Source organism: Pseudomonas costantinii (genome assembly GCF_001870435.1).
Lineage (GTDB): Bacteria > Pseudomonadota > Gammaproteobacteria > Pseudomonadales > Pseudomonadaceae > Aquipseudomonas > Aquipseudomonas costantinii.
Genome location: NZ_MDDR01000034.1, coordinates 355,486 through 378,079 on the forward strand (window position 1 = coordinate 355,486; position 22,594 = coordinate 378,079).

The 22,594-nt window shown below is 60.5% G+C and carries 24 protein-coding genes and 1 other RNA gene; 14 read left to right on the forward strand and 11 right to left on the reverse strand.

Translation table 11 applies throughout. The annotated features are described in order from the left end of the window. Nucleotides 1-8 precede the first annotated feature (8 nt). Nucleotides 9-479, reverse strand: a complete 471-nt coding sequence (locus BFL40_RS17085) for an Lrp/AsnC family transcriptional regulator (protein WP_010207358.1) — start codon at nucleotides 477-479, stop codon at nucleotides 9-11. A gap of 127 nt (nucleotides 480-606) precedes the next feature. Here BFL40_RS17085 and BFL40_RS17090 point away from each other — a divergent pair, with 127 nt between their 5' ends. From BFL40_RS17090 to BFL40_RS17115, 6 genes are all read left to right on the forward strand, one after another. Next, nucleotides 607-945: an ACT-like domain-containing protein gene (locus tag BFL40_RS17090; protein WP_071485096.1), complete on the forward strand. Its 339-nt coding sequence runs from the start codon at nucleotides 607-609 to the stop codon at nucleotides 943-945. 70 nt (nucleotides 946-1,015) lie between these two features. After that, on the forward strand, nucleotides 1,016-2,719 hold the full coding sequence (locus tag BFL40_RS17095; RefSeq protein ID WP_408003978.1) for a GspE/PulE family protein: 1,704 nt from the start codon (nucleotides 1,016-1,018) through the stop codon (nucleotides 2,717-2,719). Nucleotides 2,720-2,796: 77 nt separating this feature from the next. Next, a complete protein-coding gene (locus tag BFL40_RS17100; protein ID WP_071485098.1) occupies nucleotides 2,797-3,717 on the forward strand; it encodes an SPFH domain-containing protein in 921 nt (306 codons plus the stop codon). A 10-nt stretch (nucleotides 3,718-3,727) separates the two neighbouring features. Next, nucleotides 3,728-4,174: an NfeD family protein gene (locus BFL40_RS17105; RefSeq protein ID WP_071485099.1), complete on the forward strand. Its 447-nt coding sequence runs from the start codon at nucleotides 3,728-3,730 to the stop codon at nucleotides 4,172-4,174. Between the two features lie 68 nt (nucleotides 4,175-4,242). Then, nucleotides 4,243-4,557 (forward strand): DUF2388 domain-containing protein, encoded by a 315-nt coding sequence (locus BFL40_RS17110; protein ID WP_071485100.1) that lies wholly within the window; start codon nucleotides 4,243-4,245, stop codon nucleotides 4,555-4,557. Nucleotides 4,558-4,719: 162 nt separating this feature from the next. Beyond that, complete coding sequence (locus tag BFL40_RS17115) at nucleotides 4,720-5,859, forward strand: DegT/DnrJ/EryC1/StrS family aminotransferase (RefSeq protein ID WP_071485101.1); 1,140 nt, start codon at nucleotides 4,720-4,722, stop codon at nucleotides 5,857-5,859. A 41-nt stretch (nucleotides 5,860-5,900) separates the two neighbouring features. Here the strand turns inward: BFL40_RS17115 and gcvH are convergent, their stop codons facing one another. From gcvH to BFL40_RS17160, 9 genes are all read right to left on the reverse strand, one after another. Continuing rightward, a complete protein-coding gene (gene gcvH, locus BFL40_RS17120) occupies nucleotides 5,901-6,284 on the reverse strand; it encodes a glycine cleavage system protein GcvH (protein ID WP_071485102.1) in 384 nt (127 codons plus the stop codon). 52 nt (nucleotides 6,285-6,336) lie between these two features. Continuing rightward, a complete protein-coding gene (gcvT, locus tag BFL40_RS17125; protein WP_071485103.1) occupies nucleotides 6,337-7,419 on the reverse strand; it encodes a glycine cleavage system aminomethyltransferase GcvT in 1,083 nt (360 codons plus the stop codon). A gap of 157 nt (nucleotides 7,420-7,576) precedes the next feature. Beyond that, entirely contained in the window at nucleotides 7,577-9,193 is a 1,617-nt protein-coding gene (locus BFL40_RS17130; protein WP_071485104.1) for an ABC transporter permease, read from the reverse strand. A 180-nt stretch (nucleotides 9,194-9,373) separates the two neighbouring features. Further along, on the reverse strand, nucleotides 9,374-10,378 hold the full coding sequence (locus BFL40_RS17135; RefSeq protein WP_071485105.1) for an extracellular solute-binding protein: 1,005 nt from the start codon (nucleotides 10,376-10,378) through the stop codon (nucleotides 9,374-9,376). Between the two features lie 97 nt (nucleotides 10,379-10,475). After that, nucleotides 10,476-11,693, reverse strand: a complete 1,218-nt coding sequence (locus BFL40_RS17140) for a 2-octaprenyl-3-methyl-6-methoxy-1,4-benzoquinol hydroxylase (RefSeq protein ID WP_162843050.1) — start codon at nucleotides 11,691-11,693, stop codon at nucleotides 10,476-10,478. A gap of 9 nt (nucleotides 11,694-11,702) precedes the next feature. Continuing rightward, nucleotides 11,703-12,188 (reverse strand): DUF4442 domain-containing protein, encoded by a 486-nt coding sequence (locus BFL40_RS17145; RefSeq protein WP_071485107.1) that lies wholly within the window; start codon nucleotides 12,186-12,188, stop codon nucleotides 11,703-11,705. Next, nucleotides 12,181-13,368, reverse strand: coding sequence for a 2-octaprenyl-6-methoxyphenyl hydroxylase (ubiH, locus tag BFL40_RS17150; RefSeq protein WP_071485108.1), 1,188 nt, complete (start codon nucleotides 13,366-13,368; stop codon nucleotides 12,181-12,183). Before ubiH ends, BFL40_RS17145 begins: the two co-directional genes overlap by 8 nt. Beyond that, nucleotides 13,365-14,687, reverse strand: a complete 1,323-nt coding sequence (pepP, locus tag BFL40_RS17155) for a Xaa-Pro aminopeptidase (RefSeq protein ID WP_071485109.1) — start codon at nucleotides 14,685-14,687, stop codon at nucleotides 13,365-13,367. The genes ubiH and pepP overlap by 4 nt, the downstream gene beginning before the upstream one ends. 20 nt (nucleotides 14,688-14,707) lie before the next feature. Then, nucleotides 14,708-15,265 carry a YecA/YgfB family protein gene (locus BFL40_RS17160; protein WP_017739071.1) on the reverse strand — a complete coding sequence of 186 codons (558 nt, stop codon included), beginning with the start codon at nucleotides 15,263-15,265 and terminating at the stop codon, nucleotides 14,708-14,710. Nucleotides 15,266-15,403: 138 nt separating this feature from the next. On the opposite strand from BFL40_RS17160, the gene BFL40_RS17165 reads away from it, so the two are divergent. The 4 genes from BFL40_RS17165 (at nucleotide 15,404) to BFL40_RS17180 (ending at nucleotide 16,823) form a co-directional block, all read left to right on the forward strand. Then, nucleotides 15,404-15,613, forward strand: a complete 210-nt coding sequence (locus BFL40_RS17165; protein WP_003177365.1) for a TIGR02449 family protein — start codon at nucleotides 15,404-15,406, stop codon at nucleotides 15,611-15,613. Further along, nucleotides 15,610-15,927, forward strand: coding sequence for a cell division protein ZapA (locus BFL40_RS17170; protein WP_057723387.1), 318 nt, complete (start codon nucleotides 15,610-15,612; stop codon nucleotides 15,925-15,927). Before BFL40_RS17165 ends, BFL40_RS17170 begins: the two co-directional genes overlap by 4 nt. Nucleotides 15,928-15,957: 30 nt before the next feature. After that, nucleotides 15,958-16,136, forward strand: a non-coding RNA gene (gene ssrS / locus BFL40_RS17175) — 6S RNA. Between the two features lie 57 nt (nucleotides 16,137-16,193). Then, nucleotides 16,194-16,823 carry a 5-formyltetrahydrofolate cyclo-ligase gene (locus BFL40_RS17180; RefSeq protein WP_071485110.1) on the forward strand — a complete coding sequence of 210 codons (630 nt, stop codon included), beginning with the start codon at nucleotides 16,194-16,196 and terminating at the stop codon, nucleotides 16,821-16,823. Nucleotides 16,824-16,829: 6 nt separating this feature from the next. Here the strand turns inward: BFL40_RS17180 and BFL40_RS34110 are convergent, their stop codons facing one another. Next, nucleotides 16,830-16,979 (reverse strand): hypothetical protein, encoded by a 150-nt coding sequence (locus BFL40_RS34110; RefSeq protein WP_010207387.1) that lies wholly within the window; start codon nucleotides 16,977-16,979, stop codon nucleotides 16,830-16,832. A 195-nt stretch (nucleotides 16,980-17,174) separates the two neighbouring features. Between BFL40_RS34110 and BFL40_RS17185 the strand changes: the two genes are divergently transcribed. The 4 genes from BFL40_RS17185 to BFL40_RS17200 all read left to right on the forward strand — a co-directional run bounded on the left by BFL40_RS17185 (nucleotide 17,175) and on the right by BFL40_RS17200 (nucleotide 22,562). Further along, nucleotides 17,175-17,624, forward strand: a complete 450-nt coding sequence (locus BFL40_RS17185; protein ID WP_071485111.1) for an EVE domain-containing protein — start codon at nucleotides 17,175-17,177, stop codon at nucleotides 17,622-17,624. Between the two features lie 140 nt (nucleotides 17,625-17,764). Further along, a complete protein-coding gene (locus BFL40_RS17190; RefSeq protein ID WP_071485112.1) occupies nucleotides 17,765-18,730 on the forward strand; it encodes an HlyD family secretion protein in 966 nt (321 codons plus the stop codon). Then, nucleotides 18,727-21,444 (forward strand): ribosome-associated ATPase/putative transporter RbbA, encoded by a 2,718-nt coding sequence (gene rbbA / locus BFL40_RS17195; protein WP_071485113.1) that lies wholly within the window; start codon nucleotides 18,727-18,729, stop codon nucleotides 21,442-21,444. Before BFL40_RS17190 ends, rbbA begins: the two co-directional genes overlap by 4 nt. Continuing rightward, nucleotides 21,444-22,562: an ABC transporter permease gene (locus BFL40_RS17200; protein WP_071485114.1), complete on the forward strand. Its 1,119-nt coding sequence runs from the start codon at nucleotides 21,444-21,446 to the stop codon at nucleotides 22,560-22,562. Before rbbA ends, BFL40_RS17200 begins: the two co-directional genes overlap by 1 nt. The last annotated feature ends 32 nt before the right edge of the window (nucleotides 22,563-22,594 follow it).

Sequence of the window (22,594 nt, forward strand, 5' to 3'; positions counted from 1 at the left end):
CAAGCCTGTCAGCGCAACACTGGCAGGCTGGTGGTGGACTTGATCTCCGATAAAGCCACGATCGAGTTGACCTCCTGAATCCCCGGCACCATCGACAGCTTCTCGAAGAAAAACCGCTCGTACGCCTCAATGTCCGAGGTGACGATGCGCAGCAAAAAATCCACCGCCCCCATCAGCACATAGCACTCCAACACTTCCGGAAACCCGCGAATCGCGTCGGTGAACTCCGTGAAGTTGGATCGGCCATGGGCGTTGAGTTTGACCTCGGCAAAAATCTGCGTATTGAGGCCGATCTTCTTGCGATCCAGCAGGGTGACTTGGCCGCGAATCACGCCCTCTTCCTTAAGCCGTTGGATACGCCGCCAGCACGGCGATTGGGACAGGCCGACTTGTTCGGCGATCTGTGCGCTTGAGAGCGAGGCGTCCTCTTGCAGCAGGGCCAGAATGCGGCGATCGTAGGCGTCCAACTCACTGTGCATAAAAATACCTTTTATGATGCTTAGTACGAATTAATTGATTCGATTAACGTTCAATAAGGCCCATCTTAGATAAGAAATCTCCGGTGGCGAATGTAAAAATTTCTCCAGTCAAACCTGGAGAGCCAGCATGCACGCCGTCGAAACTACCCTCCCCGCTACCCGCGTCGATGCGTGGGCCGTCAGTAGCGCCCATTGCCAGGCGCATTATCAGATCGTCGCCGAGGCGGAGCCGGATGTGCTGTGCCGGGTGCTCAACTATTTCGCACTGCAATTCCTGACGCCGCAGCGGGTTAATGTGAGCCGGGAAGAAGACCTGCTGAGCATTGATATCGTAATGGACAGCCTGAGCTGGCATCGCGCCCAAGTGATCGGTGAAAAGATTCGAAACCTGATCAGCGTGTGCTCGCTGGAGATGTGGCCGGCTGATTCTGTGCGGCCTGAGCCGGTGGTGGCCGTCGCTCAGTAAAAGCCTGCAATACACGCAGAGAGGAGGAACGTCTGGGGCTGACTAGCCTGTGATTACACCCAACGCCCCCCTGGAAGTCTTCATGCCCGCTGCTTTGCAAGATCGCCGATTGGAACTTCATCAATTGCTACCGACGTTGGTCAAGCAAGGGCTGATTACACCGGATGTGGCGCAGAAGTTATCGACATCTTCCTCCACCCAGCATCCCCTGGAATGCATCGCCGCTGAAGGGCCTTGCCTGGAAACCCTGACGCAGTGGCTCGCCCAGCACGCCGGGCAACCTTATCTACGTATCGACCCGCTGAAGATCGACGTGGCGACAGTGGTGCCACTGATGTCCCACGCCTTCGCCCAACGCCACGCCATCCTTGCGGTGGCCGTGGATACACAGACCGTCACCGTCGCCAGTGCCCAACCCTATACCTGCGGCTGGGAAGCCGGACTGGCGCAAGTGCTCAAGCGCTCGATCAAACGTGTGGTCGCCAACCCCCAGGATATTCAACGTTGCATCGACGAGTTCTACCGACTGGCCAAATCGGTCAGCGGCGCGGATCAAAAGGTGCCGGCGGCCGGCAATGTCGAACTGCTCAACCTCGGCGCCAGCGATAAGGAGCCGGATGCCAACGATGCCCACATCGTCAACATCGTCGACTGGCTGTTGCAGTACGCCTTTGACCAACGGGCCAGTGATATCCATATCGAGCCGTGCCGCGATCAGGGTCGCGTACGTTTTCGCATCGACGGGCTGCTGCACGACGTCTATCAGTTTCCGCCCCAGGTCACGATGGCGGTGGTCAGCCGCCTGAAAAGCCTTGGCCGGATGAATGTGGCGGAGAAACGCAAACCCCAGGACGGCCGGATCAAGACCAAAAGCCCGACGGGCGTCGAAGTGGAATTGCGCCTTTCAACCTTGCCGACGGCGTTTGGCGAAAAACTGGTGATGCGGATTTTCGACCCGCAGGTGCTGCTCAAGGATTTTGACCAGTTGGGCTTGTCCGTCGATGACCAGCAGCGCTGGCACGTCATGACCGGCCAGGCCAACGGCATTATCCTGGTCACCGGCCCGACCGGCTCGGGCAAGACCAGCACCCTCTACACCACCCTCAAGCAACTGGCGACCCGTGAGGTCAACCTGTGCACGGTGGAGGACCCGATCGAAATGGTCGAGCCCGCCTTCAACCAGATGCAGGTGCAGCACAACATCGACCTGACCTTCGCCAGCGGCATCCGCGCGCTGCTGCGCCAAGACCCGGACATCATCATGATCGGTGAGATTCGCGACCAGGAAACCGCAGAGATGGCGATCCAGGCCGCGCTGACCGGGCACTTGGTGCTATCGACCCTGCACACCAACGACGCCCCCAGCGCCATCAGCCGTTTGCAGGAACTGGGCATTGCTCATTATTTGATCAAAGCTACGCTTATAGGAGTGATGGCACAGCGCTTGGTGCGGCTTTTGTGCCCCCACTGCAAACGCATGGTGACTGAGTTGGAGACTGCCCATGAGGCTATCGGCTGCGTCGAATGTCGTGACAGCGGTTATCGCGGTCGAGCAGGGCTCTACGAAATCATGGTCATGGACGAGGCGCTCAAGGCGCTGATCACCCCCGGCGCCGATGTGCAGGCTCTACGCCGGGCGGCACTTGAGCAAGGCATGAGCAGCCTGCGAATGGCCGGCATCGACAAAGTGAAAGCCGGACTGACAACGATGGCGGAAGTATTACGAGTAACGCCTGGGGATTCAGAAACAAATCCTTTGATTGTTACGCCGTGAAAACGTCCTTATCCGTGACCAGACCGTTACACTCGGTCGAACGTCGTTTTACTGACACCATCAGATAGGGAATCGCTATGCAGATCGGAACCGTACTGCTTCTTTTCGTGGGTTTGGCCGTGGCCATCCTGTTCATGGGCTTTAAAGTGGTGCCTCAGGGCTACCAGTGGACCGTCGAGCGTTTCGGCCGCTACACCAATACCCTCAAGCCCGGCCTCAACATCATCATCCCGGTCATGGACCGCATCGGTCGCAAGATCAACGTGATGGAAAGCGTGCTGGATATTCCGCCCCAGGAAGTGATCACCGCCGACAACGCCACCGTGCAGATCGACGCCGTGTGCTTCTTCCAGGTGGTCAATACCGCCCAGGCTGCCTACGAGGTCAACAACCTCGAACATGCAATCCGTAACCTGTTGCAAACCAATATCCGTACCGTTCTCGGCTCCATGGAACTGGATGCAATGCTGAGCCAGCGTGACGGCATCAACGAAAAACTGCTGCGTACCGTCGATGAAGCGACGGCGCCGTGGGGCATCAAGATCACCCGGATAGAGATCAAGGACATCAGCCCGCCTGCCGACCTGATGGCGGCCATGTCCGGCCAGATGAAAGCCGAGCGGATCAAGCGTGCACAGATTCTCGAGGCCGAGGGCCTGCGGGCATCGGCGATCCTGACTGCCGAAGGCAAGAAGCAGGCACAAATTCTTGAGGCTGAAGGCGGTCGTCAGGCAGCCTTCCTGGAATCCGAAGCCCGTGAGCGTCAGGCCGAAGCAGAAGCCCGCGCCACTCAAGTGGTGTCGGAAGCGATTGCCATGGGTAACGTGCAGGCGATCAACTACTTTGTCGCCCAGAAGTACATCGACGCACTGGGCAAACTGGCTTCAGCCAATAACAGCAAGGTGATCCTGATGCCACTGGAAGCCAGTCAAGTTATCGGTGCTGTTGGCGGTATCGGTGAGATCGTCAAAGCGACGTTCGACAACAAGAAAGGCTGAGGCAATCGCCATGTGGGACTTCCTGCAGCATCTGTCCTTTTGGGATTGGTTGGCACTGGGTACGGTGCTGTTGATTCTTGAGGTGTTCGGCGCCGGCGGTTACCTGCTGTGGATGGGCATCGCCGCCGCCGCCGTGGGCGTGATCAAGTTCCTGGTCCCGCCGCTCGGGTTGGAGTGGCAACTATTGCTATTCGCCGTGTTGTCGATCTTGACCGCGGTGTATTGGTGGAAACGCCAGCGCAGCAGCGCAAAGGTCAGCGACCAGCCCGGGTTGAACATGCGCGGCTCGGAACTGATCGGACGCACCTTTGTGGTGCATCAGGCGATCATCGACGGCCGTGGAAAAATAAAAGTCGGCGATGGTGTATGGATGGCGACCGGCCCGGACAGCCCCGTAGGTGCCCAAGTCCGTGTGATTGGTCAAAACGGGGTAGTTTTGCAAGTTGAAACTGTTTAGTCAGGATTGAACTCGGCAGGGTTAACTACAATCAAAAAGTACAGTTAACCCACCCGGAGTCACCCATCATGCGTCTCAAATATGCTGTCGCGGCCCTCGCTGTGCTTTCCCTACCTGTCGGTTCAGCCATGGCCGACAGCTTCTGGCGCAATGTCATCTCCTCGGGCGCCACTACCGGCTCGACGTACCTGACCTTCAAGGACCACAAGCTGGTGGTCGCCGCCCAAGACGACGCCGGCAGCTTTGTTGCCAGTGACGGCGGCATTCGCGGCCCTTACCTGGAAGCTGCCATGCAGAAAGTCCGCGCCGATAACCCAGGCCTCAAAGCCACAGACATGGAGCTGGCCAACGCCATCCTCGCGAAAAACGCTGTAACCGAGTAACTGAGCCCCATAAAAAATGCCGCTTTTACCAGCGGCATTTTTTTGCCTGTACCATGACGATTCATTCACGCGCGACAGGCTATATTCAGTCGAACCGTGTAACCATGCGGTACTGATACGTCTATTACTCATCGCCTATCTGAAACGGATGCCTTCTTCGTCATGAGCCAACAGCCCTTTCTGCCGTTTTCCAAACCTACCATTGATGAAGCCACCATCTCGGCGGTCGGCGATGTACTGCGCTCGGGCTGGATCACCAGCGGGCCTAAAGTGCAGGCATTCGAAGCTCAACTGTCAGAATACTTTGGCGGCCGGCCAGTGCGCACGTTCAACTCCGGCACCTGCACCATGGAGATCGCTTTGCGCATCGCCGGTATCGGGCCTGGGGATGAAGTCATCACCACGCCGATCTCCTGGGTTGCCACGGCCAACGTGATTCTGGAAGTCGGCGCCACACCGGTGTTTGCCGATATCGACCCGGTCACCCGCAATATCGACCTGGCCCAGGTGGAAGCCGCAATCACCCCGCGTACCAAGGCGATCATCCCGGTATACCTGGCAGGCCTGCCGCTGGACATGCCGATGCTTTACGCACTGGCTAACAAGTACAACCTGCGCATCGTCGAAGACGCCGCCCAGGCCCTGGGTTCCAGCTGGGATGGTGAGCGTATCGGCGCAACCGGCGACTTCGTGTCGTTCAGTTTCCAGGCGAACAAGAACATCACCTCTTCCGAGGGTGGTTGCCTGGTGCTGAACAACGCCGAAGAAGCACGCTTGGCAGAAAAGTATCGCCTACAGGGCGTTACCCGCACCGGCTTCGACGGCCTGGACGTGGATGTGTTGGGCGGCAAGTTCAACATGACCGATATCGCAGCAGCCATCGGCTTGGGCCAATTTGCCCATATCGAGAAGATCACTGCGCACCGCCAGAACCTGGCGCGACACTACTTCAAGTGCTTCGGCAGTGACTTTGAAGAGAAATACGGCGCGCAACTGCCGCCGGCGGACTTCGAAAACAGCAACTGGCACCTGTTCCAACTGGTGCTGCCGGAGCGTCAGGATGGTTTGCCGGCGCGCGCTACTTTCATGGAGCAGATGCAAGCCCATGGCGTCGGCATTGGCTACCACTACCCGCCGATCCACCTGCTGAGCCTGTATCGGGCACGGGGATTCAAGGAAGGCATGTTCCCGGTGTCTGAGCGTGTAGGGCGTTTGATCGTGTCGTTGCCGATGTTTACGGCGATGACAGAAGCGGACGTCGAGCGTTCTGTAGCGGCGGTAAAAGCGGTATTGCAGCGCTGAGAAGTGTTGCTGGAGCCGGGTAACCGGCTCCAGCAGCAGCATCACTCGCCAATGGCAGCTTTGTAGCCAGCGGCATCCAGCAGTTTTTCCAGATCCGCCAGGTTGCTCGGCTTGAGCTTGAAGATCCAGGCGCCATACGGATCGGAGTTCAACAGCTCCGGCTCAGCGCTCAGGGCTTCGTTCACCGCGATCACTTCGCCGGCAATCGGCGAGTAGATATCTGAAGCGGCTTTCACCGATTCAACCACCCCAGCCTGATCGGCCGCGCCAAACACGTTGCCGACTTCGGTCAGCTCAACGAACACCACGTCACCCAAGGCTTCTTGAGCATGGTCGGAGATACCGACGGTCACGGTACCGTCGGCTTCCAGACGGGCCCATTCGTGACTTTCGGCAAAACGCAGGTCGGCAGGGATATCGCTCATAGTCTGTGTCCTCAAGAAGAAATGTCAGCGGCCTTTGGCCTGCCGTAAATAGTTAGATCAAGGTTTTGCCATGGCGCACGAAGGTCGGTTTGACCACTCGAACCGGGTACCACTTGCCGCGGATTTCCACTTCGGCCCGATCGGCAGTGGCCGTCGGTACACGCGCCAGGGCAATAGATTTGCTCAGCGTAGGAGAGAAACTACCACTGGTGATCTCCCCTTCGCCAACATTGGCGATACGAACCACTTGATGGGCGCGTAAAACTCCACGCTCCTCCAGCACCAACCCGACCAGTTTGAACTGCACACCCGCCGCCCGTTCTGCTTCCAGCGCAGCACGGCCAATGAAATGGCGCCCAGCAGGCTCCCAGGCAATGCTCCAGGCCATATTGGCCGCAAGGGGTGAAACGTTCTGATGGATATCCTGGCCATACAGGTTCATACCTGCTTCCAGACGCAAGGTGTCGCGGGCACCAAGGCCAATGGGTGATATACCGGCGCCGACCAGATCGTTGAAAAATCCCGGCGCCTGATCGGCAGGCAAGACAATTTCCAAGCCGTCTTCGCCGGTATAACCCGTGCGGGCGATAAACCAATCGCCGTCGGCCTGGCCCTCAAAGGGTTTGAGCTGGTGAATCAGGGTGCCTCGAGACTGGGTGACCAACTCGGCGATTTTCTGCCGAGCGTGCGGGCCTTGAATGGCGAGCATGGCCAACTCGGGCCGCTCATGCAGTTGCACCGAGTAGCTGCCCAGCTGCGCCTGCATCCAGTCCATATCCTGGTCTCGCGTAGCGGCGTTGACCACCAGCCGGTAACCGGTTTCAGTGCGGTAGACGATCATGTCGTCCACCACGCCGCCCTGCTCGTTGAGCATGGCGCTATAAAGCGCACGGCCGCAGCCATGCAAACGATCGACATCATTGGCCAGCAGGTGCTGGAGCCATTCCTTGGCCTGAAGGCCTGTGACATCGATCACGGTCATATGAGATACATCGAACACCCCGCAGTCGCGTCGCACCTGATGGTGTTCTTCAACTTGCGAGCCGTAATGCAGAGGCATATCCCAACCGCCAAAATCGACCATTTTCGCGCCGAGGGCGAGATGCAGGTCATACAGAGGCGTACGCTGTCCCATGGGTTTCTCCTTCCGGGCTTGGCGAAGGTGCGCGGAGCTGCTGTTTGCGCCTGAACACCTTGAATTACAAGGCCTGCAGCCACGCCCAGCGACCCGCTCCGAAAGACGAAGCGCACCGAATGCCGCGCATTGTAGCCGCAAGCCGTAGGACTGGCACCTAACCGATTTGCCGTGCGGAGCGTCGGATCAGGCCGATCACCGGCAGCAGGCCTACCAACACAAGTGTCAACGCAGGTAGAGAAGCTCGCGCCCACTCACCCTCACTGGTCATTTCAAAGATCCTTACCGCCAGAGTGTCCCAGCCAAACGGGCGCATCAGCAGGGTCGCGGGCATTTCCTTGAGCACATCGACAAAGACCAGCAACGCTGCGCTCAAGGTCCCGGGGAGCAAAAGTGGCAGATACACTTTGCAAAACAGTCGTGGGCCACTCACGCCAAGACTGCGCGCTGCTTCCGGCAACGATGGACGAATTCGTGCCAGGCTGTTTTCCAGTGGTCCGTAGGCCACCGCCAGGAAACGCACCAAATACGCCAGCACCAACGCACACAGGCTACCCAGCAACAACGGCTTGCCCGCACCACCCAGCCAGCCCGACAGCGGCACTACCAGTTCACGGTCCAGGTAGCTGAACGCCAACATGATCGACACCGCCAGCACTGAGCCCGGCAAGGCATACCCAACGTTGGCCAGGCTGATGCCGGAGCGAATCGCCCGGGTTGGCGCCAGGCGGTTGGCGAAAGCCAGTATCAGCGCCACGCTGACCGTGATCAGTGCCGCGATAGCGCCCAAGTAAAGGGTATGAACGATCAAGCCGGTATAGCGCTCATCGAGATCGAACCGGCCACGCTGCCAGAACCAGGCAATCAGTTGCAGCATCGGGATAACAAAAGCACAGGCAAACACCAAGCCGCACCAGCCACTGGCCGCTGCCGCCTTGAGCCCCCGCAAGTGATACAACGCCTTGCCCCGTGGCCGCTCACTACTCGGCCGGCTCGCACCTCGGGCACGCCGTTCGCCGTACAGCACCAGCATCACCACCAACAGCAACAGACTGGCGAGTTGGGCTGCGCTGGAAAGGCTGAAAAACCCATACCAGGTCTTGTAGATCGCAGTGGTGAACGTGTCGAAGTTGAACACCGAGACAGCCCCGAAATCTGCCAGGGTTTCCATCAAGGCCAACGCCACCCCGGCACCAATCGCCGGCCTCGCCATGGGCAGGGCTACACGCCAGAACGCTTGCCATGGTGATTGCCCCAGCACGCGTGCCGCTTCCATCAAGCCTTTGCCTTGAGCGAGAAACGCGGTGCGGGCCAGCAGATAGACGTAGGGATAGAACACCAGCACCAACACGATGATCACGCCGCTGGTGGAGCGCACGCGCGGCAGGCGCAAGCCGCTGCCGAACCATTCGCGCAGCAGGGTTTGCACCGGGCCTGCGAAGTCCAGCAGGCCGACAAACACAAAAGCCAGCACGTAGGCGGGAATCGCAAAGGGCAGCATCAACGCCCAGTCGAGCCAGCGCCGCCCGGGAAACTCACAGAGGCTGGTGAGCCAGGCCAGGCTGACGCCCAACAGCGTCACGCCAACACCAACGCCCAACACCAGGGTCAAGGTATTGCCCAGCAAGCGTGGCATCTGGGTTTCCCAGAGGTGGGACCAGATTTGCTGGTCGATGTTTTGCCAGGACAGCAACAGCACGCTCAGTGGCAGCAGCACCAAGGCGGCGACGGTGAAGACTGGCAGGTACCAGCGGCGTTGGGCGGGGTGAGCCAAGGGTGATTCTCAGTAGACGAACATCTTGAAGTCGCCGCTAACCAGTGTGGAAGCGGTCTTGTGTGGGAGCCGGGCTTGCCCGCGATGCAGGCGCCTCGGTATAGCCGTCATACCGAGGTGACGCTATCGCAGGCAAGCCAGCTCCCACACAAGCCCGCGCCCACATTTAGATCTGCGTACTTAGTTCCAGCCAGCCCGATCCATCAACCGGATCGCCTCAGCCTGACGCTTGCCCGCTACTTCCACCGGCAGGGTATCCGCCACGAACTTGCCCCAGGTCGCCACTTCCGCCGACGGTGGTACCGCCGGATTGGCCGGGAACTCCTGGTTCACGTCGGCGAAGATTTTCTGCGCTTCAGGCGTGGTCATCCACTCCACGAGCGCCTTGGCCGCTTCCGGGTGCGGTGCGTGCTTGGTCAGGCCAATGCCTGACAAGTTTACATGCACGCCACGGTCGCCCTGGTTCGGCCAGAACAGCTTCACCGCCAGGTCCGGCTTCTGCTTGTGCAGGCGGCCGTAGTAGTAGGTGTTGACGATGCCCACGTCGCACTGCCCGGCGTTGATGGCTTCCAGCACCGCTATGTCATCGGAGAACACATCGGTGGACAGATTGTTGACCCAACCTTTAACGATTGCTTCGGTCTTGGTCGCGCCGTGGGTTTCGATCAGCGTGGCGGTCAGCGACTGGTTGTAGACTTTTTTCGCCGTGCGCAAGCACAAACGGCCCTCCCACTGCTTATCGGCCAACGCTTCGTAGGTGGTCAGATCCCCCGGTTTTACCCGGGCAGTGGAGTAGGCGATGGTTCGTGCGCGCAGGCTCAAACCGGTCCAGGCATGGGCCGATGAGCGGTATTGCAGGGGAATATTTTTGTCGATCACCTCGGAGGTGAACGGTTGCAGGATGCCCATTTGCTCAGCCTGCCAGAGGTTGCCGGCGTCGACAGTGAGCAGCAGGTCGGCCGTGGCGTTTTCGCCTTCGGCCTTGATGCGCTGCATCAGCGGGGCTTCCTTGTCGGTGATGAACTTCACCTGCACGCCGGTCTTTTTGGTGTAGGCGTCGAACACCGGCTTAATCAGTTCGTCGATGCGCGAGGAGTAGACCACCACTTCATCGGCCGCCTGCACGGTGGTGCTTCCGATAAGGGTGAGTGCCAGGGCAGTCAGGAGGCGCTTGGGTGCCAACATGGGTGCGGTCTCTCTCATTTGCAAAAAGAGGGCAAATGATAAGGACTCACATTTGGTAGCGCTCGGCGGAGGCGTTACCAGATGTTGCGCGACAGCCTCAGGGCTTGGCCAACTCCGGCAAATCTCCAGTCAAGCCGAGGGCTTGGCGCACAAACACCGCCTTGGCTTCCGGCATCTGGTCGACCATTTTCAACCCGGCATTGCGCAGCCAGCGCAACGGCAACTGATCGGCCTGGAACAACCGCTCAAAACCTTCCATCGCCGCCATCAACGCCAGGTTATGCGGCATGCGTCGACGCTCGTAGCGGCTCAGCACTTTCACATCCGCCAGGCGCTCGCCGCGCTCGGTCGCAGACAACAGCACCTCGGCCAGTGTCGCCGCATCGAGAAAACCCAGGTTTACACCCTGCCCCGCCAATGGGTGGATTACGTGGGCCGCGTCACCGATCAACGCCAGGCCTTCGGCCACGTAGCGCTTGGCGTGACGTTGACGCAACGGCACACAGACACGCGGATCAGCGCTGATCACCGTGCCCAACCGCCCTTCAAAAGCCCGCTCCAGCTCACGACAGAAGTGCTCATCGTCCAGCGCCATCAGGCGTTCGGACTCAGTCGGCGTGGTCGACCAGACGATCGAACACCAATCCTCTTGCCCGTCCCGCGCCAGCGGCAGAAACGCCAGCGGGCCGGTATCGGTAAAGCGCTGCCACGCCGTGCGCTGGTGCGGTTGACTGCTGCGCACGCTGGTGACGATGGCGTTATGCAGATAATCCCATTCACGTGTCGCTGTGCCCGTCAGGCGGCGCACGGCAGAGTTGGCGCCGTCGGCGGCAACCACCAGCGGCGCGCGTAACTGTCGGCCATCGGCCAGGGTCAGCAGCCAGTCATCGCCAGAGCGACGCATCTGCTCCAGGCGCGCATTGGCCAACAGACCTAAGTCACAGTCGTGCAGACGGTCGAGCAAGGCATCCTGAACCACACGGTTCTCGACGATATGCCCCAGCACTTCGGCATGCACGCTGGCCGCCGAAAAATGAATCTGCCCGGTGCCGCTGCCGTCCCACACCTGCATCTCGCCGTAAGGGCTGGCGCGCCGCGCCACGATGCCGTCCCATACACCAAGCCGCTCGAGGATACGTTGGCTGGCAGCCGACAAGGCGCTCACACGGGGCTCAAAGGCTGAGTCATGGTCAAACGGCTTGACGCTCAGCGGGCTGCCGTCGAGCAGCAGCACCTGCAGGCCACTGCCCTGCAACGCCAGCGCCAGGGCGCTTCCGACCATTCCGGCCCCGACAATCAGCACATCTGCGCGCATGTCCATGCTTTAAGCCTGTCTCGCTGGCGGCTTGCGCCGCACGTAAAGGGTTTTGTCGACCCGCGCCACCAGAGTGCCGGAGCCGTCATGAATCTCGACCTTGAGGTGGGGCAAGTACTTCTCGCCACCTTCAGTCTGTCGACGAATCTCATCCAGCAAGGCCTCGTCGATGAAAAATTCGGCGTACACCGGGCCTTTGCCCGGTGAGATGAAGTCGATGCTCGCGGCCTTGTCCCACACGATGTAGTCGCGGCCCAGGTTCTCCATCAACAGCAGCATGTAGAACGGGTCGACCATCGAATACAGGCTACCGCCGAACTGGGTGCCGACATAATTGCGGTTGTACCAGCCCAGGCCCATGCGCACTTTGGCATGGCGAAAGTCGGCACTGAGTTCCTGCACCCGCACACCCGCACCGAGGTATGGCGGGTACAGGCTCAGGAACCAACGCAACAGCCGCGCCTTGCCCAGACGCTGGGTCAGCCAGTTACGCATCAGGACGCGTGCCCAGGCCCATGGCCTGCCGGGCGAACCAGCGCTTGGCCGGCGGTAACAAATCCAGGCCGAGCAAGCCCATGTTGCGGCCCAGCGCGACCAACGGCTGGGCGCTGCCGAACAGGCGCGTGACCTGGTCAGAGAAGCCCACGGTGAGTTTCTGGTCCAGACGCTGACGCTCGCGATAGCTTTGCAAAGTCGCCAGATCACCCGGCACCTGCGGCCCAGCCAGCAGGGCCTCGGCCAAGGCATTGGCGTCGCGCAGGGACAGGTTGAAACCCTGGCCGGCAATCGGGTGCAGGCTGTGGGCGGCATTGCCGAGGATCGCCAGGTGGGAACGCACTTGCTCTTCGGCTTCCACCAGGGTCAACGGATACAGGTGACGCGCGCCAACTTGTTTCAGGGTGCCCAGGCGATAACCGAACACGCCCTGCAACTCGCTGAGAAAGCTGCGTTCGTCGAGGCTGGCCAGGCGCTGGGCGTCCATGCCGATGCGCGTCCAGACCAGGGCGCAGCGGTTGTCGGGTAACGGCAGCAAGGCCATCGGCCCTTCATCGGTGAAACGCTCGAACGCCTCGCCGTTGTGGGCTTCGCTCGGGGTGATGTTGGCGATCAATGCGCTCTGGTTGTACGGGCGGGTTTTCACACCAATGCCGAGTTGCTCGCGCAAACCGGAGCGGCCACCGTCGGCCAATACCGCCAGATCACATTCAAGAACCGTTTCATCGTTGAGGGTCAGGCGATAGCCATCGGGCAGTGGCTCCATGCGCGTGACTTCCGCCGGGCAACGCCAGCTGACCACGTCTTTATCCAGACCCTGCCACAGGCATTGGCCCAGCCAGGCATTTTCCACCACATAACCGAGCGCCGGCACGCCCTCCTCCATGGCGGACAGGCGCGCGGTGGAGAAGCGCCCACGGTCCGACACATGAATCTGTTTGATCGGCTCGGCGCGGCGTGAGATGTCTTGCCACAGGCCCAAGCGCTGATAAATCTGACGGGCGCCAAACGACAACGCCGAGGAGCGAGCATCGTAACTAGGCTGGTAACTGTCGCCGGGGGCGAAGGGCTCGATCAGCACGATCTTCCAGCCTCGCGCCTTGGCCCCGGCCTGCAAGGCCAACGCCAGGCTGGCGCCCACCAGGCCGCCGCCGATAATCGCCAGGTTGACCCGACTCATCGGGCACCCGCCATCAGCGCTTCAATCTCGGCGACGGTTTTAGGCGCGCCGACGGTCAGAATTTCACAGCCTTGCTTGGTCACCACAACGTCGTCCTCGATGCGTACGCCAATGCCACGCCATTTCTTTGCCACACTCTGGTTGTCCGGCGAGATGTAGATCCCCGGCTCCACGGTCAATGCCATGCCGACCTCCAGCACGCGCCATTCACCGCCGACCTTGTACTCGCCCACATCGTGCACATCCATACCCAGCCAATGGCCGGCGCGGTGCATATAGAACGCTTTGTAGGCTTCGCTGGCGATCAACTCGTCGACGTCGCCCTGCAACAGCCCCAACTTCACCAACCCAGCAGTGATGACTTGCACCGTGGCCTCATGGGCTTGGTTCCAGTGCTTGTCGGGGGCGATCTCGGCAAAGGCAGCTTCCTGGGAAGCCAGCACGATTTCATAGATCGCCTTCTGTTCCGGCGAAAACTTGCCGTTGACCGGCCAAGTGCGGGTGATGTCGCTGGCGTAGCAGTCGATCTCGCAACCGGCGTCGATCAGCACCAAATCGCCCTCTTTGAGCACTGCGTCATTCTGCTGATAATGCAGGATGCAGCTGTTACGCCCGGCGGCAACGATGGAGCCATAGGCCGGCATCTTCGCGCCGCCCTTGCGGAACTCGTAATCCAGTTCGGCTTCCAGGCTGAATTCATGCAACCCGGCGCGACTGGCCTGCATTGCCTTCACGTGGGCAGCACAGGAAATTCGCGCGGCCTCGCGCATCACCTTCACTTCTGCCGCCGATTTATACAGGCGCATGTCGTGCAGCAGATGATCCAGGGCAACGAATTCGTTCGGCGGCTGGGCGCCCAGATGCGCTTTAGAGCGGATCACGTTGATCCACTCCATCAGATGCCGGTCGAATTCGGCGTTGCTGCCCATGGCCGAATACACCCGGTCGCGACCTTCGATCAGGCCGGGCAGGATGTCGTCGATATCGGTGATAGGGAAAGCATCATCGGCGCCAAAGTCACGGATCGCGCCTTCGGTACCGGCGCGCAGGCCATCCCACAACTCGCGTTCGGCATTGCGCTCGCGACAGAACAGCACGTACTCGCCATGCTGACGGCCGGGCATCAGCACAATCACCGCTTCCGGCTCGGGGAAACCGCTCAGGTACTGGAAATCGCTGTCCTGGCGGTAGACGTGCTCGACATCACGATTGCGAATCGCCACGGCGGCGGCAGGCAGGATCGCGATGCTGTTGGGTTCCATCTGCGCCATGAGCGCCTTGCGGCGACGGGTGTATTCCGCTTTCGGGATATGGATCATGGGCAGATGGGCTTCCTTTCTTAGTGCAGCGACGGCTTGGGTGCGGCTGGCTCAGCGGATTTCTTGGTCTCGGTGAACAGCAACAGCGGCGCGACGCGCAGGTATTCCATCACTTCCATGTAGTCGCCTTCGCCATCTTCGGATTCTTCCAGGGCATCTTGCACCTGGGAGATGGCCGCCAAGTCTTGCAACACTTCCTTGGCGTCGGTGCTCAGCTCCAGGCCACCGGCGTTCACGCCAAAGCCGTGGAGAAAGCCCTGGCACCATTGGCCCAGTGCTGCAGCGCGTTCGGTGAGCGGCGCGTCGTCGGTCGGCAGCAGCAGAACCACGGTGACGTCATCACCGGTGAGCTCGCCCTTGACCATTTCCTGCAGGCCGATCAGCGCATTACGCACATTCTCGGTGGGTTCGGTTTCCAGCAGCTCGGCCACATCAGCCAACCAGTTGTCGGCATCAAAGCCAACGCCGGTGCAGCTGCGGCCCAGCAATACGCCGTGCAGCTCGGCAGGCGAGCAAGGGTGACCGCTGGTGCTCAGCAGTTTTGAAAAAGCATCGTACGGGGAGTTCTGAATAGGCATGGTGAGCTAGGCGCCAGACGGCGCAATGTCTAGAATGAAGCGCTGTATCCTAGCACCGGCAGACGTACCAAGACTATCGAGGGCGTCAGATCGTTTATCCTGCAGTTGCCATTCATCAGACAAATCCAGTGGAACCCAATGGAAGACACCGACCTGCAAGCGCTGATGGCCAGACTCGAACTGCTAATTGATCGGGTCGAGCAACTTAAGAGTCAAAACGGACTCCTATTAGCTCAGGAAAAGACCTGGCGCGAGGAACGCGCTCACCTCATTGAAAAAAACGAAATCGCCCGGCGTAAGGTCGAATCGATGATTTCGCGCCTGAAGGCCCTGGAGCAAGACTCATGAGTTCAAGCAATAGCGTTACCGTGCAGATCCTCGACAAAGAATATTCGATCATCTGCCCCCAGGAAGAACGCAGCAACCTGGTGAGTGCTGCCCGCTACCTGGACGGCAAGATGCGTGAAATCCGCAGCAGCGGCAAAGTGATCGGTGCCGACCGCATCGCCGTGATGGCCGCGCTGAACATCACCCACGATCTGTTGCATAAGCAGGAACGGCCTGACGTGCAGGCCAGCGGCTCGACGCGTGAGCAAGTGCGTGACTTGCTGGAGCGCGTGGATCTGGCACTTTCCACCGATTCAGACGCACCCAAGGGCTGATTGCCGAGTCTGTTTAAGGTATACTCGCCCCACTCCCTGGCGTGTTTGCCAGTCGGCGATGTCCCTGAGCCGATTCGCACTACCCTGGAAGTTGCACGTTGGGCTGGTGTGCATGTCCGCTAGACGGAAAGCCTTAAAGCCTACTGCATCTTCCACCTTGAACTTTCGGGTTCAAGGGCTAAGTCGACAGCGGCTCTGTCGGGGAGCCTGAATTCCCAAACTCAATGCCAGTCTCAGGACTGGCATTGTTTTATGAGCCGAAAACCATGACCGAACCTGCGCCGCTCTCCCGTCCGCAACTTCGACGCATGTTGCGCAAAGCCCGCCGCGAACTGACGCCAAGCGAGCAGCGCCAGGCAGCCCAAGGCCTGTATCGGCAACTGGCACAGCACCCGCTGTTTCGCCGGGCCAAACATATCTCTTTATACCTACCGACGGACGGTGAAATCGATCCGCGCTTGCTGCTGCGCGCCGCACAGCGCCGTGGTAAGGCCACCTATCTGCCGGTGCTCAGCGCCTGGCCCCGGACCAAGATGGTGTTCCAGCGTGTACGCCCTGGGGATAAGTTGCTGCCCAACCGCTTTCGCATTCTTGAGCCTAAGGTCAATGCCAACCGCCAACGCCAAGTCTGGACGCTGGACCTGGTGTTGTTGCCGCTGGTGGGGTTTGATGCTGCTGGCGGACGTTTGGGCATGGGCGGCGGTTTCTATGACCGCAGCCTGGCGTACCTGGCTCGACGCAAAAGCTGGCGCAAACCGACGCTGCTGGGCCTGGCCCATGAATGTCAGAAGGTTAATCGTTTGGCGCAGGCGAGCTGGGACGTGCCGCTGGCTGGCACCGTCACCGATAAAAAGTGGTATGTCGCACAGACGCCACTGGAAAATGTGGCGCCTTGAAGGGCGTTAGCGCTTGAACGGTTGTGGCTGCTGCTGAGCCAGTTCAACGGGCGCATCGGTCTTGTTCGACCACAAGCTCTGCGCATACCCGGTGGTCACGACGCCCAGACCAAACAAAATAACCAAAATCCATAGTAAATCCGGTTTACGTTGCATCGATTGCCCCCCTTCAGGCACCTCGTACACGATGACAACAACGTTCCAAAGTAGTCCGTTGCAGCTGCGTCAAGCTTAAAACCCCGGCATTCTGCGGTAACGTGAACCAACACGCAAACCTTGACGCCAACCGACCGTCGGTTTGTCATCAAATTGCCCGACAACTTGCCCAATGCCTTTTTGAGGAGCCCAAAAATGGCCTACTGGCTGATGAAATCCGAGCCCGACGAACTCTCTATCAAAGGCCTGGAAAAGCTCGGCGAAGCGCGCTGGGATGGGGTACGCAACTATCAGGCGCGCAACTTCCTAAGAGCCATGGCCGTCGGCGATGAGTTTTTCTTCTATCACTCCAGCTGCCCCGAGCCGGGCATTGCCGGGATTGGGAAAATCATCGAGGCCGCTTATCCGGACCCCACCGCACTGGAGCCGGGAGGCCACTACTTCGACGCCAAGGCCAGCCCAGAGAAAAATCCCTGGAGTGCGATCAATGTGGCGCACGTTAAAACCTTTCCAAAGGTGCTGGGCCTGGGCTATCTGAAACAGCAAACCGCGCTCGCCGAGTTGCCACTGGTGCAAAAGGGCAGTCGGCTGTCCGTGATGCCGGTGACCGCCGAGCAATGGGCAGCGGTGCTCGCCCTGCACTGATAAAGCAGAACCCTGCGGTCACGCCTCTGGCGCATGCATCTGTGCGCCAAGCGCGTTAGGCTTGCGCTTCATTTGACCGGTATCAAGGGCCTTCGGGCGACATCGGTCAAACTAGGACGCTAATGCCGCAGGATGCAGCCATGTCAACGAACCACCACACACCCCGTCTTTTTGCCGTCGCACTGATCGCCTTGTTGTTGGGTGCCGGTGGCTTCGGTTATTGGCGATCCACCCAGGACCGCCTGCCCGAAGGCCTGAGCATGGGCAATGGCCGCCTGGAATCCACCGAAGTACAGATCGCCGCCAAGATCCCCGGGCGCCTGGCCGAAGTGCGGGTGGATGAAGGCGACAAGGTGCTCAAGGGCCAACTGCTGGCGCGCATGGACACTCGCACTCTTGAGGCCCAGCGCGCCCAGGCCGAGGCCGAAGTGCTGCGTGCCAAGGAAAACTTCGCGGCCGCCGAGGCCAATGTGCAGTTGCGCCAAAGCGAGCAGTTGCTGGCCAACCAGGAACTCAAGCGCACCCAGGAGCTGTACAAGCGCGGCTTCGCCAGCACGCAGTTGATCGACCAACAGCAAGCCCGCCAGAACACCGGCAATGCGGCGGTGATCGCAGCGCAAGCTCAGGTCAACTCAGTGAAGGCCTCCATCGGCGCCGCCCAGGCCCAAGTGGCCCAGCTCACCAGCGAAATCGATGACAGCAGCCTGCGCGCGCCCATCGACGGCATTATCCAACTGCGCCTGGCTGAACCCGGCGAAGTGCTCGGCGCGGGCGGCCGAGTTTTGCTGCTGATCGACCCCAACGATCAGTACATGAACCTCTACCTGCCCGCCTCCGTCACCGGCCGCCTGACCGTCGGCAGTGAAGCGCGTATTCTCCTCGACGCGCTGCCCCAACAACCGCTGCCCGCCAAGATCAGTTTTGTCGCCGCCAAATCGCAGTTCACCCCCAAGGAAGTGGAGACCCGCGATGAGCGCCAGAAACTGGTGTTCCGCGTCAAACTGCGCCTGACTCAACCCAGCGCCGTACCGCAAGCCAAACCGGGCATGCCCGGCGCCGGCTACGTGCGCACGGCTGACATCGCCTGGCCGGCCAATCTGCAATGACCGGCTTGGCACTGCACGCCACGGGGATCAACCACCGCTACGGCAAGCAACAGGCACTGGTCGACATCGCCTTCAGCCTGCCGGCCGGTACCCGCTGTGGGTTGATCGGCCCGGATGGCGCGGGTAAATCGAGCCTGCTGGGTTTGATCGCCGGGGTTAAAAAGCTTCAGGTCGGTCAACTGGAGGTGCTCGGCGGCTCCATCGAAAACCGCCGTCACCGCAACAGCCTGTATCCGCGCATTGCCTTCATGCCGCAGGGGCTGGGCGGCAACCTGTACCCCGAACTGTCCATCAGCGAGAACATCCGCTTTTTCGCCACGCTATTTGGCCTGTCGAAAGCGGACTGCGACCAGCGTATGCACAATCTGCTGCTGGCCACCGACCTCGCGCGGTTTGCCGAGCGCCCCGCGGGCAAGCTCTCCGGCGGGATGAAGCAGAAACTCGGCCTGTGCTGCGCGCTGATCCACGACCCGGACCTGTTGATCCTTGACGAACCGACCACCGGCATCGACCCGCTGTCGCGTCGACGGTTCTGGGAACTGGTCGAAACCGTACGCCGCGAGCGGCCGCAACTGACACTGCTGGTGGCCACGGCCTACATGGAAGAAGCCGAGCAATTCGAACATTGCTTGATGCTCGACCGCGGCAAACTGATCGCCGACGGCCTCAGCAGCGAGCTGGCAACAGCAACACCCAGCGGCAAACTGGACGAAGCCTTCACCCACTTCCAAGGCGACAGTGCCCACAACAGCCAACCGCTGGTGATCCCGCCACGCGAAGGCGGCAACACCGATATCGCCATCGAAGCCCACGATCTGACCCTGCGCTTTGGTGATTTCACGGCGGTGAACAAGGTCAGCTTTGCCATCGGCCGGGGCGAGATTTTCGGTTTCCTCGGCTCCAATGGCTGCGGCAAGACCACCACCATGAAAGTCCTCACCGGGTTAATGCCGGCCACCGAAGGCAACGCGATATTGCTGGGCAACCCGGTGAATGCCAAGGACCTGGCGACCCGCAAGCGCGTGGGCTTCATGTCGCAAAGTTTCTCGCTGTACGGCGAACTCAGCGTGCGCCAGAACCTGGTACTGCACGCGCAACTGTTTGATCTGCCCAAAGCCGACAGTGGCCCGCGTATCGACGAACTGATCCAACGCTTCGACCTCGGTGACATAGCCGAGCAACCGTCTGGAGAACTGCCCCTCGGCCTGCGCCAGCGCTTGTCATTGGCCGTGGCGGTGTTGCATCGCCCCGAAGTGCTGATCCTCGATGAACCCACCTCAGGCGTCGACCCGGCAGCGCGGGATGATTTCTGGCGGCTGCTGATCGAGCTGTCCCGCGAACAGGGCGTGACGATCTTCCTGTCCACCCACTTTATGAACGAGGCCCAGCGCTGCGACCGCATCTCCTTGATGCACGCGGGCAAGGTGCTGGCCTGCGACACACCGGACGCACTGCAACAGCAGTTCCACGGCGACACTCTGGAGGCCGCATTCGTCACCTGCCTGGAACAGGCCCAAGGCGAAGCCGAACCCTCCGTGCCGAGCAAAACCGTCAGCGAAACCAGCACACCGCCGATCAGCAAACGGGGTTTCAGCCTGTCCCGGTTATTGGCCGTAGCCAGCCGCGAAGGCAAAGAACTGCTGCGTGACAAAGTGCGCATGGCCTTCGCCCTGCTCGGGGCGATGTTCATGATGGTGATCTTCGGCTACGGGATTTCCCTGGACGTGGAAAAACTCGCCTTCGCCGTCTATGACCAGGACCAGACCCCACAGAGCCGTGCCTATCTGGAAGCCTTCCGCAGTTCGCGCTACTTCGCCGAGCAGTCGCCCATTCGCGACGCGAACGAACTGCACCGGCGCCTGCAACGCTCGGAAATCAAACTGGCCCTGGAGATTCCGCCCGGTTTTGGCCGCGACCTTTATGCCGGTCGCCAGCCCACGGTGGCCGCGTGGCTCGACGGCGGCATGCCGTTTCGCGCGGAAACCAGCCGCAACTATGTAGAAGCGGTGCACCAAGGCAACCTCCAGCAACTGGCCGAACTCAGCAGCCTGCCGCTGAACAACAGCGTCGCCGCCAAGCTGGAAACCCGCTTTCGCTATAACCAAGACGTCGTCAGTGTGAATGCTATCGGCCCAGGCGTGATGGCGCTGATCCTGGCATTTATTCCGGCGATGCTCACCGCGCTGGGCATCGTGCGGGAAAAAGAGCTGGGCTCGATCACCAACTTCTACGCCACACCCCTGACTCGCCTGGAATTCCTGCTGGGCAAACAGGCGCCGTATCTGGCCGTGAGCCTGGTCAACCTGGCGCTGCTGGTGGCGATGAACCGCTGGCTGTTCGGCGTGCCGTTCAAGGGCAGCGGCCTGACGCTGGCATTCGGCGGGCTGTTGTACGTGCTGGCCACCACCAGCATGGGCTTGCTGATTTCCGCGTTCACCCGTACCCAGATCGCCGCGATCCTCGGCACCATGATCATCACCAGCCTGCCGACCATCCAGTTCTCCGGGCTGATCGTGCCGCGTTCGTCCCTGGAAGGTGCCGCCGCACTGATGGGTATGCTGTTTCCGGCCGGGCACTTTTTGGATATCGCGGTGGGTACCTTTACCAAGGCTCTGGACCTGCGCCAGTTGTGGCCGCAATGCCTGGCGCTGTTCGGTTTCTTTGTCGGGTTCACCGGGCTGAGCCTGATCATGCTCAAGAAGCAGGAGGCCTGATGCACAAGCTCGCTCACATCCTGCGCCTGGGCATCAAGGAACTGACCAGCCTGCGCCACGACAGCGTGTTGCTGTTGTTTCTGTTCTACGCCTTCACCGTCGCCATCTACATGCCCGCCGCCGGTTCGGTGATTGGTGTTCACAACGCCAGCGTGGCCTTTGTCGATGAAGACCACAGCCCGCTGTCTCGGCAGATGGCCGAGGCGTTGCAGCCCCCCGAGTTTCAGCCGCCCGCGCCGCTGGCCTACGACCAGTTGGACAAGGTCATGGACAGCGGCGAGTACACCTTCGTGGTCAACGTGCCGGCGAACTTCCAGGCCGATCTGTTGGCCGGGCGCCAGCCGGGCGTGCAGGTGAACGTTGATGCGACAGCGATGAGCCAGGCGTTCATGGGCGCAGGCTATATCGGGCGGATTTTTCAGCGCGAGCTGCTGAGTTACAGCAGCCAAACCGACGCCGCCAGCAAGATGCCTGCCCGGCTGACGACCCGTGCCCTGTTCAATACCAACCTGGAAGGCGGCTGGTTTTTGGCGGTGATCCAGATCGTCAACAACATCACCATCCTCGCTATCGTGCTGACCGGCACCGCACTGCTGCGCGAGCGCGAGCACGGCACGCTCGACCATTTGCTGGTGCTGCCGCTGACCGCGCTGGAAATCATGCTGGCGAAAATCTGGAGCAACATGCTGGTGGTGGTGCTGTGTACCTGGCTGTCGCTGGAGCTGGTGGTCAAAGGTTTGCTCGGCGTGCCGTTGGCCGGGTCCTTGAGCCTGTTCTTGTTTGTGACGGCGCTTTACCTGTTTGCCAGCACCGCGTTGGGGATCTTCCTCGCCACCCTCGCCCGCTCGACGCCGCAATTCGGCTTGCTGGCGATCCCGGTGATTATCCCGATGCTGTTGCTCTCCGGCGGCAGCACGCCGCTGGACAGCATGCCCGAGTGGTTGCAGTGGGTGATGCAGGGCTCGCCGTCGACGCACTTTGTGAGTTTGAGCGCGGCGATTTTGTTTCGGGATGCGGGCGTGGGTGTGGTGTGGCCGGATTTGCTGGCGTTGGCAGGGATTGGCTTGGTGTTTTTTGCGGTGGCGCTGGCCAGGTTCAGGAAAAGTCTCGCCTCCTGACATGACCGGCGTAGCAGCTGTCGAGCTTTAGC

What these genes read in the sequence shown, in the direction of transcription:
- BFL40_RS17100 (WP_071485098.1), top strand. Translation starts at nt 2,797, where the DNA reads ATGCAGATCGGAACCGTACTGCTTCTTTTCGTGGGTTTGGCCGTGGCC.
- BFL40_RS17200 (WP_071485114.1), top strand. Translation starts at nt 21,444, where the DNA reads ATGCACAAGCTCGCTCACATCCTGCGCCTGGGCATCAAGGAACTGACC.
- BFL40_RS17190 (WP_071485112.1), top strand. Translation starts at nt 17,765, where the DNA reads ATGTCAACGAACCACCACACACCCCGTCTTTTTGCCGTCGCACTGATC.
- rbbA (WP_071485113.1), top strand. Translation starts at nt 18,727, where the DNA reads ATGACCGGCTTGGCACTGCACGCCACGGGGATCAACCACCGCTACGGC.
- BFL40_RS17185 (WP_071485111.1), top strand. Translation starts at nt 17,175, where the DNA reads ATGGCCTACTGGCTGATGAAATCCGAGCCCGACGAACTCTCTATCAAA.
- gcvT (WP_071485103.1), bottom strand. Translation starts at nt 7,419, where the DNA reads ATGGGACAGCGTACGCCTCTGTATGACCTGCATCTCGCCCTCGGCGCG.
- BFL40_RS17135 (WP_071485105.1), bottom strand. Translation starts at nt 10,378, where the DNA reads ATGTTGGCACCCAAGCGCCTCCTGACTGCCCTGGCACTCACCCTTATC.
- BFL40_RS17105 (WP_071485099.1), top strand. Translation starts at nt 3,728, where the DNA reads ATGTGGGACTTCCTGCAGCATCTGTCCTTTTGGGATTGGTTGGCACTG.
- BFL40_RS17160 (WP_017739071.1), bottom strand. Translation starts at nt 15,265, where the DNA reads ATGCCTATTCAGAACTCCCCGTACGATGCTTTTTCAAAACTGCTGAGC.
- BFL40_RS17090 (WP_071485096.1), top strand. Translation starts at nt 607, where the DNA reads ATGCACGCCGTCGAAACTACCCTCCCCGCTACCCGCGTCGATGCGTGG.
- BFL40_RS17165 (WP_003177365.1), top strand. Translation starts at nt 15,404, where the DNA reads ATGGAAGACACCGACCTGCAAGCGCTGATGGCCAGACTCGAACTGCTA.
- BFL40_RS17085 (WP_010207358.1), bottom strand. Translation starts at nt 479, where the DNA reads ATGCACAGTGAGTTGGACGCCTACGATCGCCGCATTCTGGCCCTGCTG.
- pepP (WP_071485109.1), bottom strand. Translation starts at nt 14,687, where the DNA reads ATGATCCATATCCCGAAAGCGGAATACACCCGTCGCCGCAAGGCGCTC.
- BFL40_RS17180 (WP_071485110.1), top strand. Translation starts at nt 16,194, where the DNA reads ATGACCGAACCTGCGCCGCTCTCCCGTCCGCAACTTCGACGCATGTTG.
- BFL40_RS17115 (WP_071485101.1), top strand. Translation starts at nt 4,720, where the DNA reads ATGAGCCAACAGCCCTTTCTGCCGTTTTCCAAACCTACCATTGATGAA.
- BFL40_RS34110 (WP_010207387.1), bottom strand. Translation starts at nt 16,979, where the DNA reads ATGCAACGTAAACCGGATTTACTATGGATTTTGGTTATTTTGTTTGGT.
- gcvH (WP_071485102.1), bottom strand. Translation starts at nt 6,284, where the DNA reads ATGAGCGATATCCCTGCCGACCTGCGTTTTGCCGAAAGTCACGAATGG.
- ubiH (WP_071485108.1), bottom strand. Translation starts at nt 13,368, where the DNA reads ATGAGTCGGGTCAACCTGGCGATTATCGGCGGCGGCCTGGTGGGCGCC.
- BFL40_RS17140 (WP_162843050.1), bottom strand. Translation starts at nt 11,693, where the DNA reads ATGCGCGCAGATGTGCTGATTGTCGGGGCCGGAATGGTCGGAAGCGCC.
- BFL40_RS17145 (WP_071485107.1), bottom strand. Translation starts at nt 12,188, where the DNA reads ATGCGTAACTGGCTGACCCAGCGTCTGGGCAAGGCGCGGCTGTTGCGT.
- BFL40_RS17170 (WP_057723387.1), top strand. Translation starts at nt 15,610, where the DNA reads ATGAGTTCAAGCAATAGCGTTACCGTGCAGATCCTCGACAAAGAATAT.
- BFL40_RS17110 (WP_071485100.1), top strand. Translation starts at nt 4,243, where the DNA reads ATGCGTCTCAAATATGCTGTCGCGGCCCTCGCTGTGCTTTCCCTACCT.